We start from the raw sequence: 20,498 nt of genomic DNA, 5'->3' as shown, positions 1-20,498 counted from the left end.
CGAGCGTGCCGCTATGCGCCCTGAGCCCCGGTCCAGAAGGCCAGGCCGACCAGGTCGGCCACGGAGTGCGCGACGACAGCCGGCCAGAGACGACGGGTACGCCAGTACACGGCCCCGAGGACGATGCCAAAAACGACAACGGATACGGCGCCGGACGGTCCCTGGTACAGGTGGTAGAGCAAGCGTACCAGCACGCTCAGCCCGACCGCCAACGAGGCGCCCAGCGTGGCGAAGCGGCGCGTCAGGTAGCCGAGCAGGAAGGTCTCCTCATACAGGCCGTTCAGCATCGAGACCAGCAGCACGACGACAAGCGATGGCTTGGCGTTCGTCAGCATCTGGGCAATCGGTTGCACCAGGTCGGACCTGGAGGGGACCAGCCAGCCCACGACAAAGCATGCCGCCGCCGCAGCGGCGTAGAGCAGCAAGCCTTCCTGTAAACCGCGCCAGCTTGGCGATGGCAGGGTATCGCTGATCCGGTAGCCGCGGGCCCGCAGGAAAGCCAGGGCCAGTGCGCCGAGCACGAGTTCCAGCATCATCGTTTCCATCAAGGCTACATCGGAGAACGACCCGGAGGAGGGAAATTCGTAGATGACGGAAAGAATGGACCCGAAGATGAACCAGCCGAAACTGATCGCAATGAGCAGGGCAGCTTCGCTGAAAGGAGGGTGATCTGAAGCAGCAGCCAATCGGCACTCGCAAGATAGGACGGTAAGGGATTCGACTCGGTAAGGATGAGTGTACGAGGCTTGTTGCTGAGGTGGCAAGCAATGTGTCTTGGCAAGTATTTCGCGCTGCGAATCCCATGCCCCGTCCTGTGCCGGTAGCGCGCGTTGCATGCCGCCCCGTCGGAGCGCCCAACATCAGCGGCCGCTAGCGCGCTCTGGCCCTCCAAGGGAAGACATATACTGGGGACAAGCCTACTGCGAGAGATTCCCATGCCGAACCTTGGCCTTGTCTGCATTACCGCCTCGAAAGACATCCGCTACCGTACCGTCACGCGCAAGCGCCTGCTGGAGCAGTCACCCGATGGACAGCGCAAGATTCTGGAAGATATTTACCGCGACAACCTGCAGACCCTCGACGCCGCCATGCGCTACTGCGCCGCGAACGGCATCCGCCTGTACCGCCTGCCGTCCTCGATCTTCCCCTTCGCCGACACGCCCGAGGGCCTGGACCTGCTGCGGTCGCTCAGCCCTGCCCTGGCCCGCTCGGGCAAGCGGGCGCGGGAAGCGGGCATTCGCCTGGTGATGCATCCGGATCAGTTTGTCGTGCTCAGTTCCGATTCGCCCGACGTGGTAAAGAACAGCATCACGATCCTGCAGATGCACGCCGACATCATGGATTTGCTGGAGCAACCCCGTTCGTCCTGGGCCCTGCTGGAAATCCATGGCGGTAAATCGAACCGCAGCGATGCCCTGGTCTCCGCCATCGCCGCGCTGCCGGACGCGATCCGCTGCCGGCTCGGATTGGAGAATGACGAGTACTCATATAGCGCGCAGGAAATCTACGAGATCTGCATGCGCAGCGGCGTGCCGATGGTGTTCGATGCCCACCACCACATCGTGCATGAAGACCTGCCCAGCTACGATCATCCGAGCGTGGAGGAAATGCTGCTCAAGGCGCGCGCGACCTGGGCCGACCCCGCCCACCAGCTGGTGCATATCTCGAACGGGCGCAGCGGTTTCAACGATCGCCAGCATGCCGACCTGATCGATACCATGCCCGCCTCGTATGCCACTGCGCCCTGGATCGAGATCGAGGCGAAGATGAAGGAAGATGCGATCGGCGGCCTGCAATCCTGGTTGAGCTCAGTGGGCGCGACGGTCGGCTGAGCCGGCGCAGGGGCGCACCGAAACAGGCTGGCAGCGCAAACTGCCCAGCCTCTTCGCTGCGGCGCGCTGTCAGTGCGTCGTCATGCGTTTCGAGATCACCGCCTCCAAATACTCGACCGGCACCACCAGCGACGAGCTGCCTGCGATATTTTCGCGCTCGAGCAGCGCCAGGATGTCGCGTTCCAGCGCAGCCTGGCCAAAGGCGTCGAGGGCGCCGAAGGCTTTGTTTACCGGACCATAGAAATCGCGGAAGACCTGCAGCCAGTGCGCCGGCGAGGCATAGCGCATGTTGAAGTGGCGGCGCGCGCTACGGATGTCCGCTGCCGCATCGCCGAACAGCTCGCCCAGGTAGGCCTCCGTGCCCCACAGCAAGGGCGACATCAGGCCCGCCGGCGGCGGCACCATCTTGCCGATGATCTTGAAGAGCTGGCCGATGGTGCTGTCCGGCGTCCAGTTCGCGACGGCGACACGTCCGCCCGGCCGCACCACGCGCATCAGTTCACTGGCACAGCGCATCTGGTCGGGCGCAAACATGACGCCAAACGTCGACAGCACGGCATCGAAGCTGTCGTCGGCGAACGGCAGGTTCTCGGCATCGGCCACCTGGAACTGGACATCGAGCCCTTCGGCCGCGGCCCGCTGGCGGCCTTTCTCGAGCAGCGCCGGCACGTAGTCGGTCGAGGTGACGCGTGCAAAGCGGCGCGCCGCGGCCAAAGTCGCGTTGCCGTTGCCCGCTGCCACGTCGAGCACGTTCTCGCCGGCGCGGATGTCGGCCATTTCCGCCAGCGATTCGCCGACGATCTGCAAGGTCACGCCGACAACGGCGAAGTCACCGCTGGCCCAGGTGGCCTGCTGGCGTTGTTTGATGGCGGCGAAATCCGGCGCCGCCGCCTGCATCCCCTGCCCCGCAGCCGGGGACGATTGCGTTGTGTGGTCCATGATGTCATGCTCCCTTTTCGACATTAAAATTTTCAGTATCGCGGGTGCGGGCGCCGGCCGCTTGTCCGGGCGTCGCGCCGGTTTGCCCGCGCGTCCTGACGCCATGCAGACCGATACCCTGTCCGATGTGCTGCGTTCGGTGCGCTTGCGCGGCGCGGTCTTCTACCAGATCGGCTTCCCCGCGGTCTGGGCAGTGGAAGCGCCGCCGATGAGCGAGCTCGGCCGCCTGCTGTTTCCCGACGCCGAGCACGTCATGGAATACCACGTGCTGGCCAAGGGCAGCGGCTGGGCCACGATGGCAGGACTGGCGCCGGTACGGCTACGCGAGGGCGATGTCGTCATCGTTCCCCACGGCGACGCCCACGTGCTCTCGAGCGACCAGTCCTTGCTGCCGACCCGCATCGACCCGGCCTGGGTCGCCGCCACGCGCGATGCCCCGAAACCGATCCCGGTGGTGTTCCATTCGCAGTACGAATTTTCCCCGGGCGAACACGCGACGCCGGCGGACAACGAAGTCGTCTGTGGCTTTCTCAGCTGCGACCGCCACCCCTTCAATCCGCTGCTCGACGCCCTGCCGCGCCTGCTGCACCTGCCGGCCGGCACGGCTGCCGCGACCGATCCCCGCTCGCCAATGAGCCTCGGACAACTGGCGCTGCGCGCCGACCGTGGCCAGCCGGGCGCGGCCGCGCTGCTCGAGCGCGCCAGCGAAACCATGTTCATCGATGCCCTGCGGCGCTACCTCGAATGCCTGCCGGCGGGCAGCACGGGCTGGCTGGCCGGCCTGCGCGACCCGCAACTGGGACGCGCACTGGCGCTGATCCATCGCACCCCGGCGCGGCCATGGACGATCGACGACCTGGCGCGCGCCGCCGGCCTGTCGCGCTCGGTGTTCTGCGCCCGTTTTCTGCGCCTGCTGGGCCAGCCGCCGATGCAGTACCTGGCGCGCTGGCGCATGGAAGCGGCCGCCGGCCTGCTGCGCGGCAGCCGCGCGCCAGTGGCCTCGGTCGCGCTCGACGTCGGCTACGAATCGGAAGCCGCTTTCGCCCGCGCCTTCAAGCGCGAAATCGGCACCTCGCCCGCGCGCTGGCGGCGGATGCAGCACGCGCAGCACAGCGCTTGAGGACCTGCGGGTGTTGGCGCCAACGCAAGAAATGCTGGACGCGGCGCCACTTCGTGCTAAAATGCGCCGCCTTGGCCTGGTAGCTCAGTTGGTAGAGCAGAGGATTGAAAATCCTTGTGTCGGTGGTTCGATTCCGCCCCGGGCCACCAAGAACATCCTTGACGAAACGCCGATCCACGCAGATCGGCGTTTTCTTTTCCTGCGCAAGAAGTCCTCGTGTCCGGTCCATTACCGGTCGCCTTTCACTCTTCCACACGAACTGCCAGACCGCCCGGTCACCCAGTCGTTCTGGCCCCACACGCCTGCAAGCGACGACAGCCGTGCGAGGCGCCGGCATGCGTGGCGCGGCTGGCAGGCCATGCACGGTATGATGTAATGATTCCATCGACTACGCACCGCCGCCCCACGGGTTCGGGTTACCTCACAATGGCCACAACCGGATCCACACTTCCCTCGTCGGTGTACCAGGCTGCTTTCAACTCCTCGCCGGTTGGCGAATACCTGCTGTCGCCCACGCCGGAAGCGATCATCCTGGCGGTCAACGACGCGTTTCTCAAAGCGTCTTCACGCACGCGGGAAGAGCTGGTCGGCACCAGCCTGTTTGTCGCCTTTCCGGAAAACCCCGACGACCCGGCCGATACCGGCGTGGCAGCGCTGCGACTATCCCTCATGCGGGTCATCGCAAGCGGTAAACCGGATACGCTTGCGCTGCAACGCTACCCGATCAGCGTCACCGGAGCCGATGGCATTACCCGTTTCGAGGAACGCTACTGGAGCGCCGTCAGCACGCCGATATTCGGCGATGACGGCAGCCTGGAGTGCATATCGCACAGCACGATGGACGTCACCGAGATGGTCGCCCTGCGCGAAGATCACCAGATCGCCACCGACAAGCTGGCGCACCTCGAGGCCAGTACGTTCGTGCGTGCGAAAAGCGTCCACGAGGTCAACACTGCCCTGCAGGCCGAGCGGACCCGCTTGCAAATGTTGTTCGAGCACGCCCCGGGTTTTGTCTATTTCACCAAAGGCGAGGACCATGTCATCGAACAGGCCAACAATGCGTATCAAGAACTGATCGGCCAAAAGGAAGTCATCGGCAAAGCCGTCACGGCCGCATTACCCGAACTGGCAGGACGCAAATTCCACGAACTGCATGACGAGGTCTGGCGCACCGGACAGCCCTACATCGCACATGCGCAGCGCATCGTGCTGCAGGCAGCACCCGACGGGTCAACGACCGTACGCTACGTGGATCTTGTCCTGCAGCCAATCACGGACGCGATCGGCACCGTGACCGGCATTTGCGGACAGGGCGCCGACATCACGGAAAAGCGGCGCATCGAAGCCGAACTGCAGCGCACCGCCGCGCTACAGTCTTTCCAGCTCGCATTGGCCGACCGCTTGCGGACACTGGTCGCCCCCGAAAATATCGTCCAGACGGCTTGCGCGCTACTGGGCCGTCACCTCGACCTGTCGCGCGTCGCGTTTTGCGAAGTGGACGACGCAAAGGGAACGTTTGTTGTCCGCAACGACTGGACCAGTCCAGGCCTGCCCAGCTTGGCCGGCGACGCCAGGCGGCTGGACGATTTCGGTTCAGAAATCATCGCCGCGCTACGCGCCGGCCAGCTGGTCGCCGTGCCGGATGTCATGCTCGATCCACGGACCGCGCCGCACGGCCTTGCCTACGAAAAGATTGGGGTGCACGCCAATCTCGCCGTTCCGGTGGTCGGCGAGGGCCGGCTCCTCAGCGTGCTCACGCTGCACCAATCGACGCCGCGGCACTGGAGCGACGCCGACATCGAAGCGGCAAGCGATGTGGCGGCGCGCACCTGGCTGGCTGTCGAGCAGGCCCGGATCCACGCGCAACTGCGGACCGAGCACGCGCGTAACAAGGCGATTTTCGACAACATGACCGAAGGGTTCGTGCTGATCGACCGTGACTGGACCGTATTGCAGATGAATGCCGCTGGATTGCGGATCTGCCACCGTACTGCGGAACAGGCGATCGGCCACAACCACTGGGAAGTATGGCCGGAGACCATCGACTCGGAGGGCGGCCAGCTGTACCGCCGCGTGAAGGAAACCGGCATCCCCGACACGCGCGTGTATCGGCAAACGTTTGCCAATGGCCACGTCATGTGGTCCGAAATCAGCGCCTATCCCACCCTCGACGGTGGACTTGCCGCCTTTTTCCGTGATATTACCGAGCGCAAGCAGGCCGAGGAAATGCTGCGCGAAGCCAACCAGCGCAAGGACGAATTCCTGGCCATGCTGGCGCACGAGCTGCGCAATCCGCTGGCCCCGATCCGCGCGGCGGCCGAGCTGATGGCGATCGCGCGCCTGGACGAAGCGCGCTTGCGCAAGACCAGCGAGATCATCAGCCGCCAGGTGGGTCACATGACAGGACTGGTGGACGACCTGCTCGACGTGTCGCGTGTTACGCGCGGCCTGGTAGCCCTCAATAAATCACCACAGGATATGAAGCAGGTCGTATCGAATGCGGTCGAACAGGTCCGTCCGCTGATCGAGGGGCACCGGCACCGCCTGTCCGTCGACCTGCCTTTCGACCCTGCCTACGTTTGCGGAGACGATAAGCGGCTGGTCCAGATTCTCACCAACCTGCTGAACAACGCGGCCAAGTACACGCCGCCGGGCGGGCACGTCCGGCTAAGCATTGCGTTGGAGGACGAGCGCGTGCTCGTGCACGTGCTCGACAATGGCGTCGGCATGACAGCGGAGTTGCAGAAGCATGCCTTCGATTTGTTTGCGCAGGCGGAACGGACTGCCGACCGGGCGCAAGGCGGACTCGGCCTTGGCTTGGCCTTGGTTAAGAGCCTTGCAGAACTGCACGACGGAACCGTCCGGTGCGAGAGCACGGGGCCGGGCCAAGGCAGCTGCTTTACCGTATGCCTGCCGCGTTTGGCGGTGCCGGCGCTGAGCGCCCCGGAGCGAGTAACGGCGGCCCCGGCGGCCCGGCCGGTGCGCGAGCGCCCGCGTATCCTGATTGTCGACGACAACGTCGACGCCGCGCACATGCTATCGCTGGTGCTGGAAGCGTCCGGCTACGCAGTGAGCGTCGAGCATCGGCCCGGCCCCGCGCTCGAGCAAGCGCTCCATACCCGGCCGGCCGTCGCGATCCTCGATATCGGCCTGCCGGAAATGAATGGCAACGAGCTGGCGCGGCACCTGCGCAGCCAACCCGAGACAGCGCACATGCTGCTTATCGCCGCTACCGGCTATGGTCACGACCAGGACCGGCGCAGCTCGCTCGACGCTGGTTTCGACCACTATTTGGTCAAACCGGTGGATTCGGCGAGGCTCATTTCCTTGCTTGATGAAGCATGTGGGTCGTCGTTGACGGTTGCCAGGGACGAGAATTGAAAATCCTGGTATCGGTGGTTCGATTCCGCCCCGGACCACCAGGAATTCAGCAGTAAAACAAAAACGCTACCTCCGGGTGGCGTTTTTGTTTTTGCAGCCGCTATTCGGCCAAGTTTCCGTTATCCGGCACGAATCGCTACTGGCCACCTGCAAACTGGCTCGTCCACACACCCGCGGCGTGGATCGGGGCCTTTTTCTATTTCCCGCTGTGCTACGCGGTCACATGGACTCCGGCGTGTCGACATCCAGCGATGGCCCTCCTTGAACCCCGGCGCGCAAACACTTCTTACTGTAATATGTTGCCGTACGGCATTTCAGCGCATTCTTGTGTATCGGGCGACGTCCTTTTCCCCAACAAGACGAAGAACATGGCGGCAAGATATTCCCTGGGAATCCGAATGCGCCATGCCCCATACCCGCCTCATCCATCATCCCATTTTTCGAACAGCCTCCTCGATGAAAAACCTTCTCCTGCCTGCCCTTCTTGCGCTTTGCGCCAGTCTCGCCAATGCCTCTGAAACTGTCACGATCGGCGGTGTGAAAACCTTGAAGTACTCGGAATCGGAAGTGCGCGAGTACGTGAGGAAAATGAATTCCTTGAAGACGGACATGTCCGTGGACGAAGTGCTTGCCATTATGGGACGGCCCTATCGCGAGCAACCGGTGTCGTCTACCCAGCGCATTTTCGTCTACCCACTCTCGATCATCGTCAGCTTCTACCAGAATCGCCAGACCGGGAAATGGCAGGTGACCGCGCCCGCGTTGTACACGAACCCATATTGCCAGCGAATGGACGGCACCCCACAAACGGGCGCCCTTGGCCAGGATGCCAGTGAATACCCTAATGTGAACTGCATTCCCAAACCGGGTAGCAAGCCACAAGCAGAGGAGGCTCCAAAGCCGGTGGTGAAGCGGATCGCCATGTCCAGTCTGCCAAAACCCGAATGGAAATTGCTTAATTCTTTTGCCGGTAACAAGTGGACGTCGGCAAGCAAGACCTATTACGATACCCACCCTGTGAAAAATGGTAACAATGTCATGGTTCGACAAATGATGAGCTACCCTGTCGACCAGGGTGCCGGTTATGCGACCTACCGTTTTCGTTCACAGATCTATCTGCTTCTGGTTTCCTGCAAGGCCAAGGATGAAGAAAGTGTCTTCATCAAGGGGACGGAATCGTACAGCGGAGAGATGGGAACTGGAAACCGGGTCAACGTTTTTGACAACACGCCTTCGGAATCGAGCAAGGAATCCTGGACCTCCGACGACAACGGTTTAAAGAAGATCGTTTGCAAATAAACGCTTCACCCTGACCTTGAACGGAGCTTTGATGCAAGAGCCGGTTTCGGACGAGCACTGGTAGGCGTTCGACTTGGCAGTCCATGTGTCGATGCGTTGCTTGCGCCCAGGGCCATCAGGCGGCGCGCATAGAAAACGCCACCTTCCGGTGGCTTTTTTGTGTGCGAGTCCTTATTCCTTCTTTTCCCTGAATTCACCCTCAATCACCGTGTCGTCGGTGCGTTGGCGCGGACTGCGGCCAGCTGCGAATTTGACGCCGGACGATACCATGCGAGCGAAGACCGCTTTTCTCATCCAGGGGTAGGTCAGCAGAAACAGCGTAGCGAAACCGGTGAACAGTGCGGGCACGTAGTCGCTGCGCGACAGGAAGCTCAGCAGAGAGAGTGCGAGCAGGCTCACGATGAGTGGCCGTCGCACAGGTTTGGGTAACAGCCCGACGATGCGCAGCTTGCCCTTGCTGATCCAGGGGAACCGTGCGAACAGCGCGCCAAGCAGCAAGCCTGCCGTTGCCCGGCCCGTGCCCAGCTGAGCGGCCAATTCGCCGATGACAAGGTAACCGGTATAGGTCATCGTGCTGGCCAGGGCTGCCAGCAACACCAACACAAGGGCGATCGCCAGCTTCGGCTTGCCTATCGCCGCCATGACTAAATAACGTAGGATTTGCGTACTCCTGCAAGTGGGCATCGGATGGCTGCCGTAAATTCTAACAGCAGTCTCCGATGGCATCGCTTTCCCATCACTGCCGGGCAAGGCACTGCATGGGTGGGGTGCGTGATTCCAGGCGTCGTATCGGCTGGCGAGTCATGTTGCTGTTCAGGTTGAAGCGTCGTCTACAATCGGGCGGCATGCCACCACATCCAATACCTGCCCGCCATGAACGTTGAAGAGCTGAAGTTATTTTGCCAGGGATTCCCTGGTGTCACTGAAACACGCTATGCGGCCCCACCGAACATGCTCGTCTATTCCGTCGGCGACAAAAAGTTCGCGTACTTCAAGACGAGTGAGCCGGAGAAGTGGCGTTTCAGCACGAGAGTCTCGCCCGACCGCTTCGTGGAGCTGACCGGTATTCCTGGCGTAAAGCCGGCCCGGTACATGGGGCGCTTTCATTGGGTGACCATCGTCCACGTCGACCGCTTTCCGCCGGCATATTTGACCGAATTGGTGGAGTGGTCGTATCGCACAGCGCTCGACTCGCTCAGCAAGGCCAAGCGGCATGCCATCCTCGCTCGGTAAAACCGAGCTCCTCGCTGCATTCGATGATTCACGCCGCGGCGTACAATCGCCGGCATGAAGATGCGCCGAAAATCCGACCTGCCCACCAAACTCTGCGCGCACTGCCAGCTGCCTTTTACCTGGCGCAAGAAGTGGGAACGCGACTGGGAGCAGGTCAAGTATTGCTCGGAACGCTGCCGCCGTGCCGCGCCCGCGGCCGCGAAAGAGCGGGACTAGCCGCTATCGATTCTCTTGCGCCTGCGCCATCTCCAGTGCCGGCAAGGTCACCGTCAGGAAAGCCGATATCTGCGCGATCAGGTCGGCGGCCTGCTGGCGCATCTGCCCCATCTGCAGCATCGACAGTTCCGCCTGGCGCACGGCCTGCTGGATCAGCGTGCGGCGCTGCGTGAACGCGTCGAGCAGGAACCGGGTCGGGCGCGCTGGCGGCCAGTTTGGCCACCACGGCAAGCACCGCCCCGTGCAGGCTCAGGTTCTGCGCCGATTCCTCCAGCGCGCGCATGGCGGCCTCGCTGTCGGCCATCAGCTGCAGCAGTTGCGCACGGCTGGCGCTCAGCGCCGGTTTGTATTGAAAGGGCGACTGGCCGCGGCGAAACAGCTTGTCGAACATGCCCGTTGGCGCCCGGGTACTCTCGAGCGCACTCTCCAGCAGCGCCGGCACGCCCATCTGCGAAAATGTCACGACCTGCTCGGTGATGGGCTGAAGCAGCGCGGCCTGCTCCATCAAGGGTGCCTCCGCCCAGTCCGTCACCAGTGACAGTTTTACGGGCAGGATGCGGCGAAACAGCGCCGCCAGGCGCGCCTGCGCGTGCGCGAACAGGGTCGGATAATCGACGCTGGCCATTGCCAGCGCATCGCGTACGGCCGGATGGTCTTCGCTGTCGAACAGCGCCCTGGCCGCGCCTTTCGCGGTCATCCCTGTGGATGCCGGCGCCGGGGAAGGTCGTCGAAGGACAGCGGCCTGGGCGCGCTGCTGGCGGCGGACGACGCGGCGCTGCCCTCCTCGTCGCCGAAGTCGAATGCGCGCGGTGCGGCCGGAGGCGGCGCGGGAGCAGCGGGCGGTGGCGCCGCCTCCTCGCCGAAATCGAATGGCTTGGGCGTCTGCTCGGTCATCGGCTACTCTGCGGCGGGACTGATGCGCACTTCGACGAACGGCGGCTGCGGCAGGCGCGCGACGGTCCTCAGACGGTGCCGCCGAGCTTGCGGATGAAGGTAGCGAGATTGAGCTTGAAGCCGGCGCCGACGGCCTGGAAGCGCCATTCGCCATCCCTGCGGTACAGCGAGCCGAACTGCAGCGCGGTCTTGTCCGAATAGTCCGCGTCCAGGTCGTACTCGGCGATTACTTCACCGGTGTCGTCGTTGTACACCTTGATATAGGCGTCGTTGACGGCGCCGAAGGTCTGCCGGCGGGCCTCGGCCTCGTGGATGGTGACCACGATCGGCATTTCCACCACGGCCGGGTCGACCCTGGCCAGGTCGACCGTGATGACTTCGTCGTCGCCATCCTTGTCGCCGGTGCGGTTGTCGCCCGAGTGCACGACGGCGCCATCGGGCGAGGTCGTGTGGTTGTAGTAGACGAAATGGGCGTTGCTGAGCATGACCGGATCGTCGTTCGCGTTTTTCCCGCACAGGAACACCGACGAATCGAGGTCGAAGGCCTGGCCGGCGGTTGCGTTGACCTTCCAGCCGAGGCCGATGCGAACACGTTTCAAGCCCGGGGCGGTTTTTTTCGAGGTTGATGCGGTGGCCGGTTTCGAGCGTCGTCGCCATGGACTTTCCTTGAATGGTAAAAATACTATTTTTCGCCCGAATGGCCACCCTCGGCAATGGGTGGCCCCGGGAATCAGGTGCCCGACGGCGAGAACCGTTCGATCAGTTCGCGTTCCAGTGCCTGCAGCTTCGGCAGTTCGTCGCGGCGGCGCTGCTGGCCTTCGTTCGAAATCTGCTCGAGCTTGTCGAAAGCGGTAATCAGCTGGGTCTGCACGTGCTGGGCCGTTTCCAGGCTGACCGGGGAACGCTGCTTGGCGCGGGCGACAGTCTCGGTGTTTTCCAGCAGCATGTCGGCCTGGGCGCGGAAGGCGGCGTCGGTGGCGTCGTAGGCGGCGTTGGCGACGGCCGCGCTCTGCTTGGCTTCCAGTTGCAGCAGATAGAGCGAGAACACGTTGCGCCAGGCCGGGATCGACACGTTGACGATGTCGGTGAAGGTGTCGGTCAGGGCACGGGCATTGTCCTGCGACAGGCGGATCTGCGGCACCATCTGCGTGGCCATCAGCATGGCGCGCTTGAGGTCGTCGATGCGCTTTTCCGGGCGCTCGAGACGACGCTTGAGTTCGGTCGCCTGCTGCGCCTCGAAGGCGTTCGCCGCCGCCCCCCCTGCTGCGCAAGCGCCTGGCGCAGCCGCTCGGCCCAGGCTTCGCCCTTCTTCACGTCGGCATCCAGGCCCCGGTAGTAGATTTCCGGGCCCTTGTACATCTCGTCGAAGTCCCGGATGCGCGAGCGGTGCAGGTTGGCATGGCGCGTCATCTCGGCCACCAGCGTATCCATGCGCGACTCGACGACCTGGTACTGCGACAGCATCTTCTCCTTCACCGAGCCGAACATGTTCGTCACGCGCGACAGCAGGCCGCCCGAGCGCAGCTTGGCCGGGTCCAGTCCCTTCGAAGTGGCAATCAGTTCGTTCAGCTGCGTGCCGAACACATCCGCATCGGAGGCGCGCACGGTGCCGAGCAGCTTGGCCGATACCTTGGCCACGCCGGGGCCGGCCGAGCCGCCCGGGGTCTCGATGGCCTTGTCGTCGATGCCGGAGATATCGACACGCACCTGCGGCGCTACTTGCGGCGCCACGCTGGTTCTCGGGACGCAGCGCCGGCAGCGCGTCGGACGTGCGCAGGGGCTCAAACAGGGGCGCCAGCGTCGGCGCGGGCGTCGCCGGCGCCGTGGGTGCGGCTTTCGCTTCGTCGTCGGAGGAGAACAGCGGTTTCATAGCATTCCTTCAGGTGTGAAGTGACAATATGAATAGCTTACCATCGAGCAACCCTGCTGAGTACGTTTCACTTGCGGCAGGTCCTGGCGTCGGCATCGCCGTGAGTAGCGCAGATGGAAGGCTCCTGTGCCGCAGGGCTTCATTCAGTATAACCAATCGGCACAGCGTCAATCGTGCCTGGCGGGAGGATACGCCCGCATCCTGGCCGCGCGCCTCTTTTTGCATGCAAGGCCGTCGCCGTCCAGCGCATTGTCGCGCCACGTCCACACCTCGCCAGGACTGCCATTCGAACAACACATCCTTGTTTCGCTAGTATTTTCCCTATGCAATAATGTATTGCAGCACTATCAATACAATTACATAAGGGGAAGTCATGAAGAGCTGGAACACGTCTTTCACGCGCGCGGCGGCAGCAAGCCTTGCGCTGGCGGTACTGAGCGGTTGCGCGGTCAACATGCCGGTGCCGATCACCGAGCCCGCCGCCTCCACCGTCGCCTACACCAAGGGCAGTGCGCTCAAGCCCTTGAACCTGGCGTTCAGGAACGACCAGTCGGATGCGGACAAGGCGGCCTTCATGACCGGCACCATTCCGATGAACCCGATGTACAAGGACAAGCCGCTCGAGAGCGTCAACTGGATTGCCGAGCAGACGGTCAGGGAAATGGTGGCACGCGGCCTGCCGGTCACGCTGGCGCAGGACGGCAGCGAGGCGACCAGGGTGTCGGTGAAGCGTGTGCACATCGAAAACTATCGCGCCAGCGGCTTTTCTCCCTTCGTCACGTTTACCTCGGCACGGGCCGACGTCGAAACGCCGCAGGGCATGCGCCGCGTGACGGCCTACGTGAAACGCGCCAAGGTGCCGGTCTGGTCGTTCAATGAAGTCATCGACCCGACCTTCAACGAGCCGCTGTCGCTGCTGACCAAGGAACTGGCGGCAAAGCTGAACCAGCAGTTCTTCCAGCAGGTGGTCGGCACCGACCAGGTGGAAAGCCTGGCCGCGAAGATCGACCGCGACGCGGCCACCCGCGGCGATGCCTATCTCGACGTCTACCAGCTGGGCTTCAGCAACAACCCGGCCGCGATCCCGCATCTCGTGAGGCTGAGCTCGCACTCGAGCGAGTACGTGCGCCTGGCCGCCCTGTCCTCGCTGGGCATCCTGAAAGCGCAGGGACAGCTCGGTTTCCTGATCGGCCGCTTCGAAGCGCCGGCCGGCATCTGGCAGGACCGTGCCATGGCCCTGAAGGCCATCGGCGACCTGGACACCCCGGAAAGCCGCGCCTACCTGGAAAAGCAGCTGTCCAAATTCAGCGCGGGCACCGACAAGGAAGCGATGTGGACCAAGGAAATCATCGGTCTCTACCTGTAATCGGTCACGCGTCTTAAGCTGATGATGCCACCCTCGCGGTGGCATTGTCGTTTTCGGACGTGCACGCTGGCGGACAGTACCGGCGCGGGTGGCGATGCGATAATGACGGGACCATTGCCAATCACTGCGGAGAAGCCCATGCCCCATATCGCCGGTATCGACCACGTCCAGGTTGCGATTCCGCCCGGCAGCGACGACGCCGCGCGCGCCTTCTACGGCGGCGTGCTGGGCCTGCCCGAAACGCCGAAACCGGCCCCGCTGAACGCGTCCGGCGGCGCCTGGTTCATGACCGGCGCCACCCAGTTGCACATTGGCGGCCAGGTCGGCTTCGTGCCCGCAAAGAAGGCGCATCCAGCCTTTATCGTCGAAGACTTCGACGACTACTGCGCGCTGCTGCGCGAACGCGGCGTCGACGTGCGCGAGGAAGTGCAGGTGGCCGGACGGCGCCGCGCCGGTATCGAAGATCCATTTGGCAACCGCATCGAACTGATCGAGGCGGCGCCGCGCTGAGCTGCCGGCATGCGCGCCCAAAACGGCCGGGCTAGATGGCCTGCGCGGTACTTGCGTCGCGCGCCATGCGCCGAATCGTCACCAGGTTAACCACGGCAATCACCAGCTCGAGCGCCGTGCCGCCGACCGAGCCGGCCAGTACATTGTTGACGATCCACAGCGCGGTCCCGCACAGCATGGCCAGGCGCATGCGAATCCCTTCCAGCAGGAACAGTGCCAGCGTGCCGATGCAGGACGCGGCCAGCGGCAGCCAGTCGGCGGCCCGCGTCGCCAGCGCCATGCCAAGCGCCAGGTTCGCAACGATGACGATGAAGGCAATCCACCTGGAACGGGTGTAGAGCGCCAGCACCGAGCGCAGCAGCGACATGGTCGAACTGGCGACCGCGGTGGGCCGGCCGAGCAAGGTGAAATGGATGATGTAGGCCAGGCATTCGGCTGCCATGAACAGCTTGAAACGGCGGTCGTCCTTCTGCATGAAGGAGGCGACGCCGAGCACGAATGCAACATAGCCGACGTACTGCGCCGGGGAAAACCAGTCTATCGTCATCGAATACAAAAGAGTCGGAGCAAGGCTGCGGTAAGTACTCGACCAGAAATAAATGTGAATTTTGGCACACAGAACCGGACGTGCCGGTTCGGATGCGGTGCAAGGCGGCGAGCGCGCCAAGGCGGCGCGCCGCAGTGCGAGCACTGCCCCGCAAGCGGACGCGAGCCAACGCAGCAACGCGCCGGTTATGGAAGCCAAAAACATATTTATTTTTGGGTGAGTACTTAGCGCAATACCTGCAGTTTGGTCTTCTGCCCCTTGCGGTAGGTGTACAGGGTCAGCGCGGCATTGTTCAGGTCGCCCTTGGCGTCGAACGCGATGCTGCCGGTGACGCCTTCGTAGCGGATGCCGGCCAGCGCCGGCAGGAATTTGGCCGGCTCGGCGGAGTTCGCCGTCTGCATCGCCCTGGCAAACACCATCACTGCATCGTAGGCATAGGGCGCATAGGTTTGCAGCGGGATCCTGTAGCGCTGGCGGTAGCGCTCGGTAAACGCATTGAAGCCGGCTTCCTGCGCCCCGCTGACCCCGCCCGCCACCACGCAGAACACCTTGTCGTCGACCAGCGCGTCGCCCGCGAGCAGCGGCATTTTTTCGGAGCAGACGCCATCACCCGACACCAGCTTCGCACGCAGGCCAAGCGCCTTCATCTGCTTGAGCATGGGGCCGGCCACCGCATCCATGCCGCCATAAAAAATCACGTCCGGATCCCTGGCGCGGATCTGGGTCAGGATGGCATTGAAGTCGCTCGCCTTGTCGTTGGTGAACTGGCGGCTGACGACGGTGGCCGCCGGACCGGCGCGGCGCACGCCCTTGACGAATTCGTCGGCCAGGCCCTGGCCGAAGGCGGTGCGGTCGTCAATCACGGCAATCTTTTTCGCCTTCAGGGTGCCGATGGCATAGGTTGCCAGCGTGCGCCCGACCAGGTTGTCGTTGGCGACCACCCGGAACGCGGTCCTGAAACCCTGGTTCGTATACAACGGCGTGGTCGCGGCCGGCGAAATCTGCGGGATGCCGGCATTGGCATAGATTTTCGACGCCGGCACCGTCGTGCCCGAATTGAGGTGGCCCACCACGGCCGCCACCCTGGCATCGACCAGCTTTTGCGCGACCGCCGTGCCGGTTTTCGGATCGGCGGCGTCGTCTTCCGGCTGCAGGATCCACTGCACTTTTTTCCCGCCCAGCACGATGCCTGCGGCGTTGAGCTCGTCGATCGCCATGCGCGCGCCGTTCTCGATGTCCTTGCCCTGGTGGGCACCGGTGCCGGACAAGGGAGACGCCGTGCCGATTTTCACTTTCAACATCGGCGCGGCGGGCTGGGCGTGGGCGGACGAGATGGCCGACAGCCCCAGCAGGCAGGTAATCAGGGAATGGGCGATGCGCATGGATGGCTTTCCAAAGGACAGTGCTGTCGATTGTAATGCGCTACGGCAGCCCGCCTGAAAACAAGCGTGCGATGCCCGGATCATGAAGAAAGCGCCCGAGCTCCTGATGAGGACTACAATCGGACTTTAATGGCTGAGGAGCTTGAATGGATGCACGCCTGAACTGCGACAGACGAAACATTGTTGTCATCGGGGCCTCCGCAGGCGGTGTCGAGGCGCTACGGACGCTGTTTGCCGGTTTGCCCACAGATTTATCCGCAAGTTTTTTTGTGGTGCTGCACCTGAGCCCGCATTCGCCAAGCCAACTGGATCGCATCTTGCAAAAGACTACGTCCATGCACGTGGCCTTCGCGCGCGACCGGCAGCCGATCGTGCCCAACACCGTCTATATTGCGCCGCCGGATCGCCACCTGATGATCGAAGGCGACCAGGTGCGCGTGACGCGCGGCCCCAGGGAATGCCGCTCCAGGCCGGCAGTCGACGTCCTGTTCCGCTCTGCCGCGCTGGCCTTCGGGCCACGCGTGATTGGTGTCATCCTGACCGGGAGCCTCGATGACGGGACTGCCGGACTGTGGCAGATCAAGGACCGCAAAGGCCTGGTCTTCGTACAGGAACCCGACCAGGCCGCGCACAGATCGATGCCGGATAGCGCGATCGAACACGTCGAAGTCGACTGCCTCGGTTCGATCGAGCGCCTGAGCGCGGAAATCGCGCAGGAAACAACCAGGGAGCCGGAACTGCCACAGGTCGGCCAGCCACGTCATGCCCAGCAGGTCGAGAATGCAGTCGCACTGGAGGGGAAGGGAATGTACGCTGGCGTAATGAACCTTGGAAAAGTCTCGCAATACACCTGTCCCGAATGCCATGGTGTCCTGGTGCAGATCGAGGAAGGCAAGCTTGTGCGCTTTCGCTGCCATACGGGTCATGCGTATTCGTTCAAGTCGCTGCTTGTCGAGGTGAACGAGGCCATCGATTCCAGTTTGTGGTCGACGGTACGTGCAATCGAAGAGCGAATCCTGGTTTTGAAGCAATTGGCAGAAATCGCTGAGGAGGCGGGACGCACGACTGATGCCTCGCGGCTACGTGCCAAGGCAGCCGAAGCGGAGGAAAAATGCGCGCCCTTGCGCGAACTGGTTCTCGATGCGGATTTCCTCGCTGTGGAGGAAGCCTCCTGAACGTCGCTTCAGAACGGGCGTCGCGTACGCTCCCCCGCACGCCGAGAAGCCGCAAAACAACCCTGGCGATTTGTCACGCGCTTCGAACGTCCTGGGGCATGACGTACGGGCGCGCGTCGATGGGGACGCTTACCGTAAACGTCGTGCCTCTGCCCTCGGCACTGTCGACGACGACACTGCCGCCGTGGCTTTCGATGACGTTCTGGACGAAAGGCAGACCGAGGCCCCAGCCCTTTATGTCGACATCTTCAAGACGTTGAAACGTGTTGAAAAGACGCGAGATGTCGGTCTCGGGAATGGGCCGGCCTTCGTTATGAACAGACAGCAGCATCCTGTCATCGGCTTTGCTCACAGTCACCGTGATCGGCTTGGACGGATCGCCATACTTATGTGCATTCGAGGCCAGGTTCTCCAGCACACGCTTCATGGAAACGCGGCACCACTGCCCAACCAGATTCTCTCCAGCAACCTGGACAGACTGCCCGACGAGCGGCATGTCGGCGCACACCTCTTCCACCAGGGGCATGATGTCGAACGCAGTCAAGTGGAGCTTGAGCTTCATTCGCCCCCTCAGCTGCGCCGCATCGAGCAAGGTCTGGATCATTTCATCCGTCTCCCGGATCTTCTGGACGATGCTTCCGGCCAGGCGGAGGATGCCGGGATCGGATGTCTTGAGCGAAATGAGCTGGGCAGACGCGTTCGCTACGTGGAGCGGATTCCTCAGGTCGTGCGACAGGCTCATGATGAAGGCTTCGTTGACCTCCTTGTTAACGGCGCTGTAACCGCTGATGGACTCGCGTGTCGCGTGCTCGATCGCGTGGCCGATCACGTCGGCATTGGCCTGGCTTAAACGCAGCCCTTTCGTTTTGGCGACCGAGAACAAGACCTCGCGAAATAACTGCAGTTCGTGAATCAAGTCTTGCGGGCCATACTCGGTCATGTTGGCGCGCTCGCGGCCATGAACATTGCCCAGGTTGGTACCTGCAGTCGCGGTGTGACGCCTATCGCTGACGGAAAGCGCTTCGACAATATTCTCGTACAGGATAGGGAGTGTATCCGTCAGTATCGGGCTGCCGAGTTTCGCGGCCGCCGGCACCTCGGCAGCGACACGTTTTCTCCAAAGATCGAGTACCTCGTCGCGGCAAGCGGCAAACGAAGGTACAACATCATTCGTGGGCGCAATCTGGCCACTGATGTCGCTCGAGTGCATCGACCTCTCCGGTTAGTGCTGTCGCGCGAGTGGCGATCCACGGAATCGGACCGTCGAGAATAAGCTGATCCAGGTACGCGGCCAGAACTCGATGCGCATTAGGCAAACAGAACCGGATGCGGTGCGCCGCAGTGCGGGCACTGCAGGCGCGCCAAGGCAGCAACGCGCCGGTTCCGGCAGCCAAAAACACATGTAGTCTGGGTGAGTACCTGTGACGGCAGTGTAAGCGCATATTCCCTATACGGCTACATTTCTGTACTGCATGATTTCTCTGGGCGCGCATCGCGCGAACAAAAACGCCAACCCTCAGGTTGGCGTTCTCACTGGTCCTGGCGACTTCCCAGCCGCTCAGGCCGCCTGGTCCAGCGTCGGGTAATCGATATACCCGGCTTCGCCCGGCACATAGAAAGTCTTCGGGTCCGGCGTGTTGAGCGGCGCGTTCAGTTTCAGGCGCTGCACCAGGTCCGGATTGGCGATATACGCACGGCCGAAAGCCACCGCATCGGCGCGGCCCGATTCCACCGCCTCGATCGCCATGTCGCGGGTATAGCCGTTGTTGGCGATATAGGTACCCTTGAAGGCCTTGCGCGCCCAGGCGAAATCGAAGCCGGGGATGTCGCGCGGGCCGCCGGTGGCGCCTTCGACGAAGTGGATGAAGGCGATGCCGCGCTTGTCCAGCTCTTCGACCAGGTAACCGAACACGGCTTGTGGATTGGTATCGGACAGGTCGTTGGCCGGGGTGACGGGCGAGAGGCGGATGCCGACGCGGCCGGCGCCGATCTCGGCCACCACGGCGTCGACGACTTCCAGCGCGAAGCGGGCACGGTTCTCGATCGAACCGCCGTAGGCGTCGGTACGTTTATTTGCGCCATCGCGCAGGAACTGGTCGATCAGGTAGCCGTTGGCGCCATGCAGTTCGATGCCGTCGAAACCGGCGCGGATCGCGTTGGCGGCGCCGCGGCGGTACTCGTCGACGATCTGCTTGATCTCGTCGAGGGCCAGTTCACGCGGCACCGGTGCGTCGACCTTGCCGGCGTGGGTGTAGGCCACCACTTTCGGCGCCACCGCCGACGGGGCGATCGGCTGCACGCCGCCGGTGAGAATCGGGTGCGTCACGCGGCCCACATGCCAGATCTGGGCGACGATCTTCGAGCCGGCTTCGTGCACGGCCTGGGTGATCGGCTTCCAGCCTTCGACCTGGGCATCCGAATAGATGCCCGGCGTGGCCATGTAGCCCTTGCCGACCGGCGAGACCTGGGTGCCTTCGCTGATGATCAGGCCGGCGTTGCTGCGCTGGCGATAGTATTCGATGTTCATCGGGCTGCCCGGGATGTCGCCGGCGGCCTCGTCGGCGCGGCTGCGGGTCAGCGGGGCCATCACGACACGGTTGGCGACGTCGATGTCGCCGATGCGGGTAGCTTGAAACAGTTTCTGGGTCATTGTCCGTTCCGTTTCTAGAAGTTGGATGATTGGGCCGCCGGTCGCTACGCCATGGGAGGCGGTCGCCGGCGGCCACGACAATGA

19 protein-coding genes, 1 tRNA gene and 2 pseudogenes are annotated in these 20,498 nt (G+C 63.1%); 10 read left to right on the top strand and 12 right to left on the bottom strand.

What is annotated here, in order from left to right:
• Positions 1-11 precede the first annotated feature (11 nt).
• Positions 12-536, bottom strand: coding sequence for a CPBP family intramembrane glutamic endopeptidase (locus G4G31_RS07245; RefSeq protein ID WP_182990866.1), 525 nt, complete (start codon positions 534-536; stop codon positions 12-14).
• 399 nt (positions 537-935) lie between these two features.
• Between G4G31_RS07245 and uvsE the strand changes: the two genes are divergently transcribed.
• Entirely contained in the window at positions 936-1,832 is an 897-nt protein-coding gene (gene uvsE / locus G4G31_RS07240; RefSeq protein ID WP_182990865.1) for a UV DNA damage repair endonuclease UvsE, read from the top strand.
• A gap of 69 nt (positions 1,833-1,901) precedes the next feature.
• Here the strand turns inward: uvsE and G4G31_RS07235 are convergent, their stop codons facing one another.
• Entirely contained in the window at positions 1,902-2,771 is an 870-nt protein-coding gene (locus G4G31_RS07235; protein WP_182990864.1) for a class I SAM-dependent methyltransferase, read from the bottom strand.
• Positions 2,772-2,874: 103 nt separating this feature from the next.
• Between G4G31_RS07235 and G4G31_RS07230 the strand changes: the two genes are divergently transcribed.
• The 4 genes from G4G31_RS07230 (at position 2,875) to G4G31_RS07215 (ending at position 8,571) form a co-directional block, all read left to right on the top strand.
• A complete protein-coding gene (locus G4G31_RS07230; protein ID WP_182990863.1) occupies positions 2,875-3,891 on the top strand; it encodes an AraC family transcriptional regulator in 1,017 nt (338 codons plus the stop codon).
• Positions 3,892-3,964: 73 nt separating this feature from the next.
• Positions 3,965-4,040 (top strand) — tRNA-Phe (locus G4G31_RS07225).
• Between the two features lie 277 nt (positions 4,041-4,317).
• Positions 4,318-7,272, top strand: coding sequence for a PAS domain-containing protein (locus G4G31_RS07220; protein WP_182990862.1), 2,955 nt, complete (start codon positions 4,318-4,320; stop codon positions 7,270-7,272).
• A 456-nt stretch (positions 7,273-7,728) separates the two neighbouring features.
• Positions 7,729-8,571: a surface-adhesin E family protein gene (locus tag G4G31_RS07215; RefSeq protein ID WP_182990861.1), complete on the top strand. Its 843-nt coding sequence runs from the start codon at positions 7,729-7,731 to the stop codon at positions 8,569-8,571.
• A 171-nt stretch (positions 8,572-8,742) separates the two neighbouring features.
• Here the strand turns inward: G4G31_RS07215 and G4G31_RS07210 are convergent, their stop codons facing one another.
• A complete protein-coding gene (locus G4G31_RS07210; protein WP_182990860.1) occupies positions 8,743-9,213 on the bottom strand; it encodes a hypothetical protein in 471 nt (156 codons plus the stop codon).
• Positions 9,214-9,444: 231 nt separating this feature from the next.
• Here G4G31_RS07210 and G4G31_RS07205 point away from each other — a divergent pair, with 231 nt between their 5' ends.
• Both G4G31_RS07205 and G4G31_RS07200 read left to right on the top strand, forming a co-directional pair.
• Positions 9,445-9,804 (top strand): MmcQ/YjbR family DNA-binding protein, encoded by a 360-nt coding sequence (locus G4G31_RS07205; RefSeq protein ID WP_182990859.1) that lies wholly within the window; start codon positions 9,445-9,447, stop codon positions 9,802-9,804.
• A gap of 54 nt (positions 9,805-9,858) precedes the next feature.
• The gene (locus tag G4G31_RS07200) at positions 9,859-10,020 is read left to right on the top strand and encodes a DUF2256 domain-containing protein (RefSeq protein WP_202033714.1); all 162 of its coding nucleotides are present in this window, start codon (positions 9,859-9,861) and stop codon (positions 10,018-10,020) included.
• On the opposite strand, the gene G4G31_RS07195 is transcribed toward G4G31_RS07200, so the two are convergent.
• From G4G31_RS07195 to G4G31_RS27485, 5 genes and pseudogenes are all read right to left on the bottom strand, one after another.
• Positions 9,959-10,717, bottom strand: coding sequence for a hypothetical protein (locus tag G4G31_RS07195; protein ID WP_182990858.1), 759 nt, complete (start codon positions 10,715-10,717; stop codon positions 9,959-9,961). The genes G4G31_RS07200 and G4G31_RS07195 overlap by 62 nt on opposite strands.
• On the bottom strand, positions 10,714-10,914 hold the full coding sequence (locus tag G4G31_RS07190; RefSeq protein ID WP_182990857.1) for a hypothetical protein: 201 nt from the start codon (positions 10,912-10,914) through the stop codon (positions 10,714-10,716). The genes G4G31_RS07195 and G4G31_RS07190 overlap by 4 nt, the downstream gene beginning before the upstream one ends.
• 68 nt (positions 10,915-10,982) lie before the next feature.
• A pseudogene (locus tag G4G31_RS07185) lies at positions 10,983-11,571 on the bottom strand (TerD family protein).
• Between the two features lie 73 nt (positions 11,572-11,644).
• Positions 11,645-12,211, bottom strand: coding sequence for a toxic anion resistance protein (locus tag G4G31_RS27490; RefSeq protein ID WP_267873670.1), 567 nt, complete (start codon positions 12,209-12,211; stop codon positions 11,645-11,647).
• A 20-nt stretch (positions 12,212-12,231) separates the two neighbouring features.
• Positions 12,232-12,552: pseudogene (locus G4G31_RS27485) on the bottom strand (toxic anion resistance protein); the annotation flags it as partial.
• 605 nt (positions 12,553-13,157) lie between these two features.
• Between G4G31_RS27485 and G4G31_RS07170 the strand changes: the two are divergent.
• On the top strand, positions 13,158-14,150 hold the full coding sequence (locus G4G31_RS07170; protein ID WP_182990855.1) for a HEAT repeat domain-containing protein: 993 nt from the start codon (positions 13,158-13,160) through the stop codon (positions 14,148-14,150).
• Positions 14,151-14,288: 138 nt separating this feature from the next.
• Positions 14,289-14,660: a VOC family protein gene (locus G4G31_RS07165; protein ID WP_182990854.1), complete on the top strand. Its 372-nt coding sequence runs from the start codon at positions 14,289-14,291 to the stop codon at positions 14,658-14,660.
• A 31-nt stretch (positions 14,661-14,691) separates the two neighbouring features.
• Here the strand turns inward: G4G31_RS07165 and G4G31_RS07160 are convergent, their stop codons facing one another.
• Both G4G31_RS07160 and G4G31_RS07155 read right to left on the bottom strand, forming a co-directional pair.
• Positions 14,692-15,207, bottom strand: coding sequence for a YgjV family protein (locus G4G31_RS07160; RefSeq protein WP_202033712.1), 516 nt, complete (start codon positions 15,205-15,207; stop codon positions 14,692-14,694).
• A gap of 224 nt (positions 15,208-15,431) precedes the next feature.
• Positions 15,432-16,589: a branched-chain amino acid ABC transporter substrate-binding protein gene (locus G4G31_RS07155; RefSeq protein WP_182990853.1), complete on the bottom strand. Its 1,158-nt coding sequence runs from the start codon at positions 16,587-16,589 to the stop codon at positions 15,432-15,434.
• 146 nt (positions 16,590-16,735) lie between these two features.
• Between G4G31_RS07155 and G4G31_RS07150 the strand changes: the two genes are divergently transcribed.
• A complete protein-coding gene (locus G4G31_RS07150) occupies positions 16,736-17,764 on the top strand; it encodes a chemotaxis protein CheB (RefSeq protein ID WP_182990852.1) in 1,029 nt (342 codons plus the stop codon).
• A gap of 73 nt (positions 17,765-17,837) precedes the next feature.
• Here the strand turns inward: G4G31_RS07150 and G4G31_RS07145 are convergent, their stop codons facing one another.
• Entirely contained in the window at positions 17,838-18,974 is a 1,137-nt protein-coding gene (locus G4G31_RS07145; protein ID WP_182990851.1) for a sensor histidine kinase KdpD, read from the bottom strand.
• Positions 18,975-19,322: 348 nt separating this feature from the next.
• Positions 19,323-20,414, bottom strand: coding sequence for an alkene reductase (locus G4G31_RS07140; RefSeq protein ID WP_182990850.1), 1,092 nt, complete (start codon positions 20,412-20,414; stop codon positions 19,323-19,325).
• Positions 20,415-20,498: the final 84 nt, after the last annotated feature.

The sequence above is a fragment of the Massilia sp. Se16.2.3 genome (genome assembly GCF_014171595.1).
Lineage (GTDB): Bacteria > Pseudomonadota > Gammaproteobacteria > Burkholderiales > Burkholderiaceae_D > Telluria.
Note: the sequence above shows the minus strand (reverse complement) of the source record. Positions and strands in the feature narration are given on the sequence as shown.

Bases quoted from the DNA above. Each gene is read 5' to 3' on its own strand.
- G4G31_RS07245 (WP_182990866.1), bottom strand. From the start codon at position 536: ATGATGCTGGAACTCGTGCTCGGCGCACTGGCCCTGGCTTTCCTGCGG.
- uvsE (WP_182990865.1), top strand. From the start codon at position 936: ATGCCGAACCTTGGCCTTGTCTGCATTACCGCCTCGAAAGACATCCGC.
- G4G31_RS07235 (WP_182990864.1), bottom strand. From the start codon at position 2,771: ATGGACCACACAACGCAATCGTCCCCGGCTGCGGGGCAGGGGATGCAG.
- G4G31_RS07230 (WP_182990863.1), top strand. From the start codon at position 2,875: ATGCAGACCGATACCCTGTCCGATGTGCTGCGTTCGGTGCGCTTGCGC.
- G4G31_RS07220 (WP_182990862.1), top strand. From the start codon at position 4,318: ATGGCCACAACCGGATCCACACTTCCCTCGTCGGTGTACCAGGCTGCT.
- G4G31_RS07215 (WP_182990861.1), top strand. From the start codon at position 7,729: ATGAAAAACCTTCTCCTGCCTGCCCTTCTTGCGCTTTGCGCCAGTCTC.
- G4G31_RS07210 (WP_182990860.1), bottom strand. From the start codon at position 9,213: ATGGCGGCGATAGGCAAGCCGAAGCTGGCGATCGCCCTTGTGTTGGTG.
- G4G31_RS07205 (WP_182990859.1), top strand. From the start codon at position 9,445: ATGAACGTTGAAGAGCTGAAGTTATTTTGCCAGGGATTCCCTGGTGTC.
- G4G31_RS07200 (WP_202033714.1), top strand. From the start codon at position 9,859: ATGAAGATGCGCCGAAAATCCGACCTGCCCACCAAACTCTGCGCGCAC.
- G4G31_RS07195 (WP_182990858.1), bottom strand. From the start codon at position 10,717: ATGACCGCGAAAGGCGCGGCCAGGGCGCTGTTCGACAGCGAAGACCAT.
- G4G31_RS07190 (WP_182990857.1), bottom strand. From the start codon at position 10,914: ATGACCGAGCAGACGCCCAAGCCATTCGATTTCGGCGAGGAGGCGGCG.
- G4G31_RS07170 (WP_182990855.1), top strand. From the start codon at position 13,158: ATGAAGAGCTGGAACACGTCTTTCACGCGCGCGGCGGCAGCAAGCCTT.
- G4G31_RS07165 (WP_182990854.1), top strand. From the start codon at position 14,289: ATGCCCCATATCGCCGGTATCGACCACGTCCAGGTTGCGATTCCGCCC.
- G4G31_RS07160 (WP_202033712.1), bottom strand. From the start codon at position 15,207: ATGACGATAGACTGGTTTTCCCCGGCGCAGTACGTCGGCTATGTTGCA.
- G4G31_RS07155 (WP_182990853.1), bottom strand. From the start codon at position 16,589: ATGCGCATCGCCCATTCCCTGATTACCTGCCTGCTGGGGCTGTCGGCC.
- G4G31_RS07150 (WP_182990852.1), top strand. From the start codon at position 16,736: ATGGATGCACGCCTGAACTGCGACAGACGAAACATTGTTGTCATCGGG.
- G4G31_RS07145 (WP_182990851.1), bottom strand. From the start codon at position 18,974: ATGCACTCGAGCGACATCAGTGGCCAGATTGCGCCCACGAATGATGTT.
- G4G31_RS07140 (WP_182990850.1), bottom strand. From the start codon at position 20,414: ATGACCCAGAAACTGTTTCAAGCTACCCGCATCGGCGACATCGACGTC.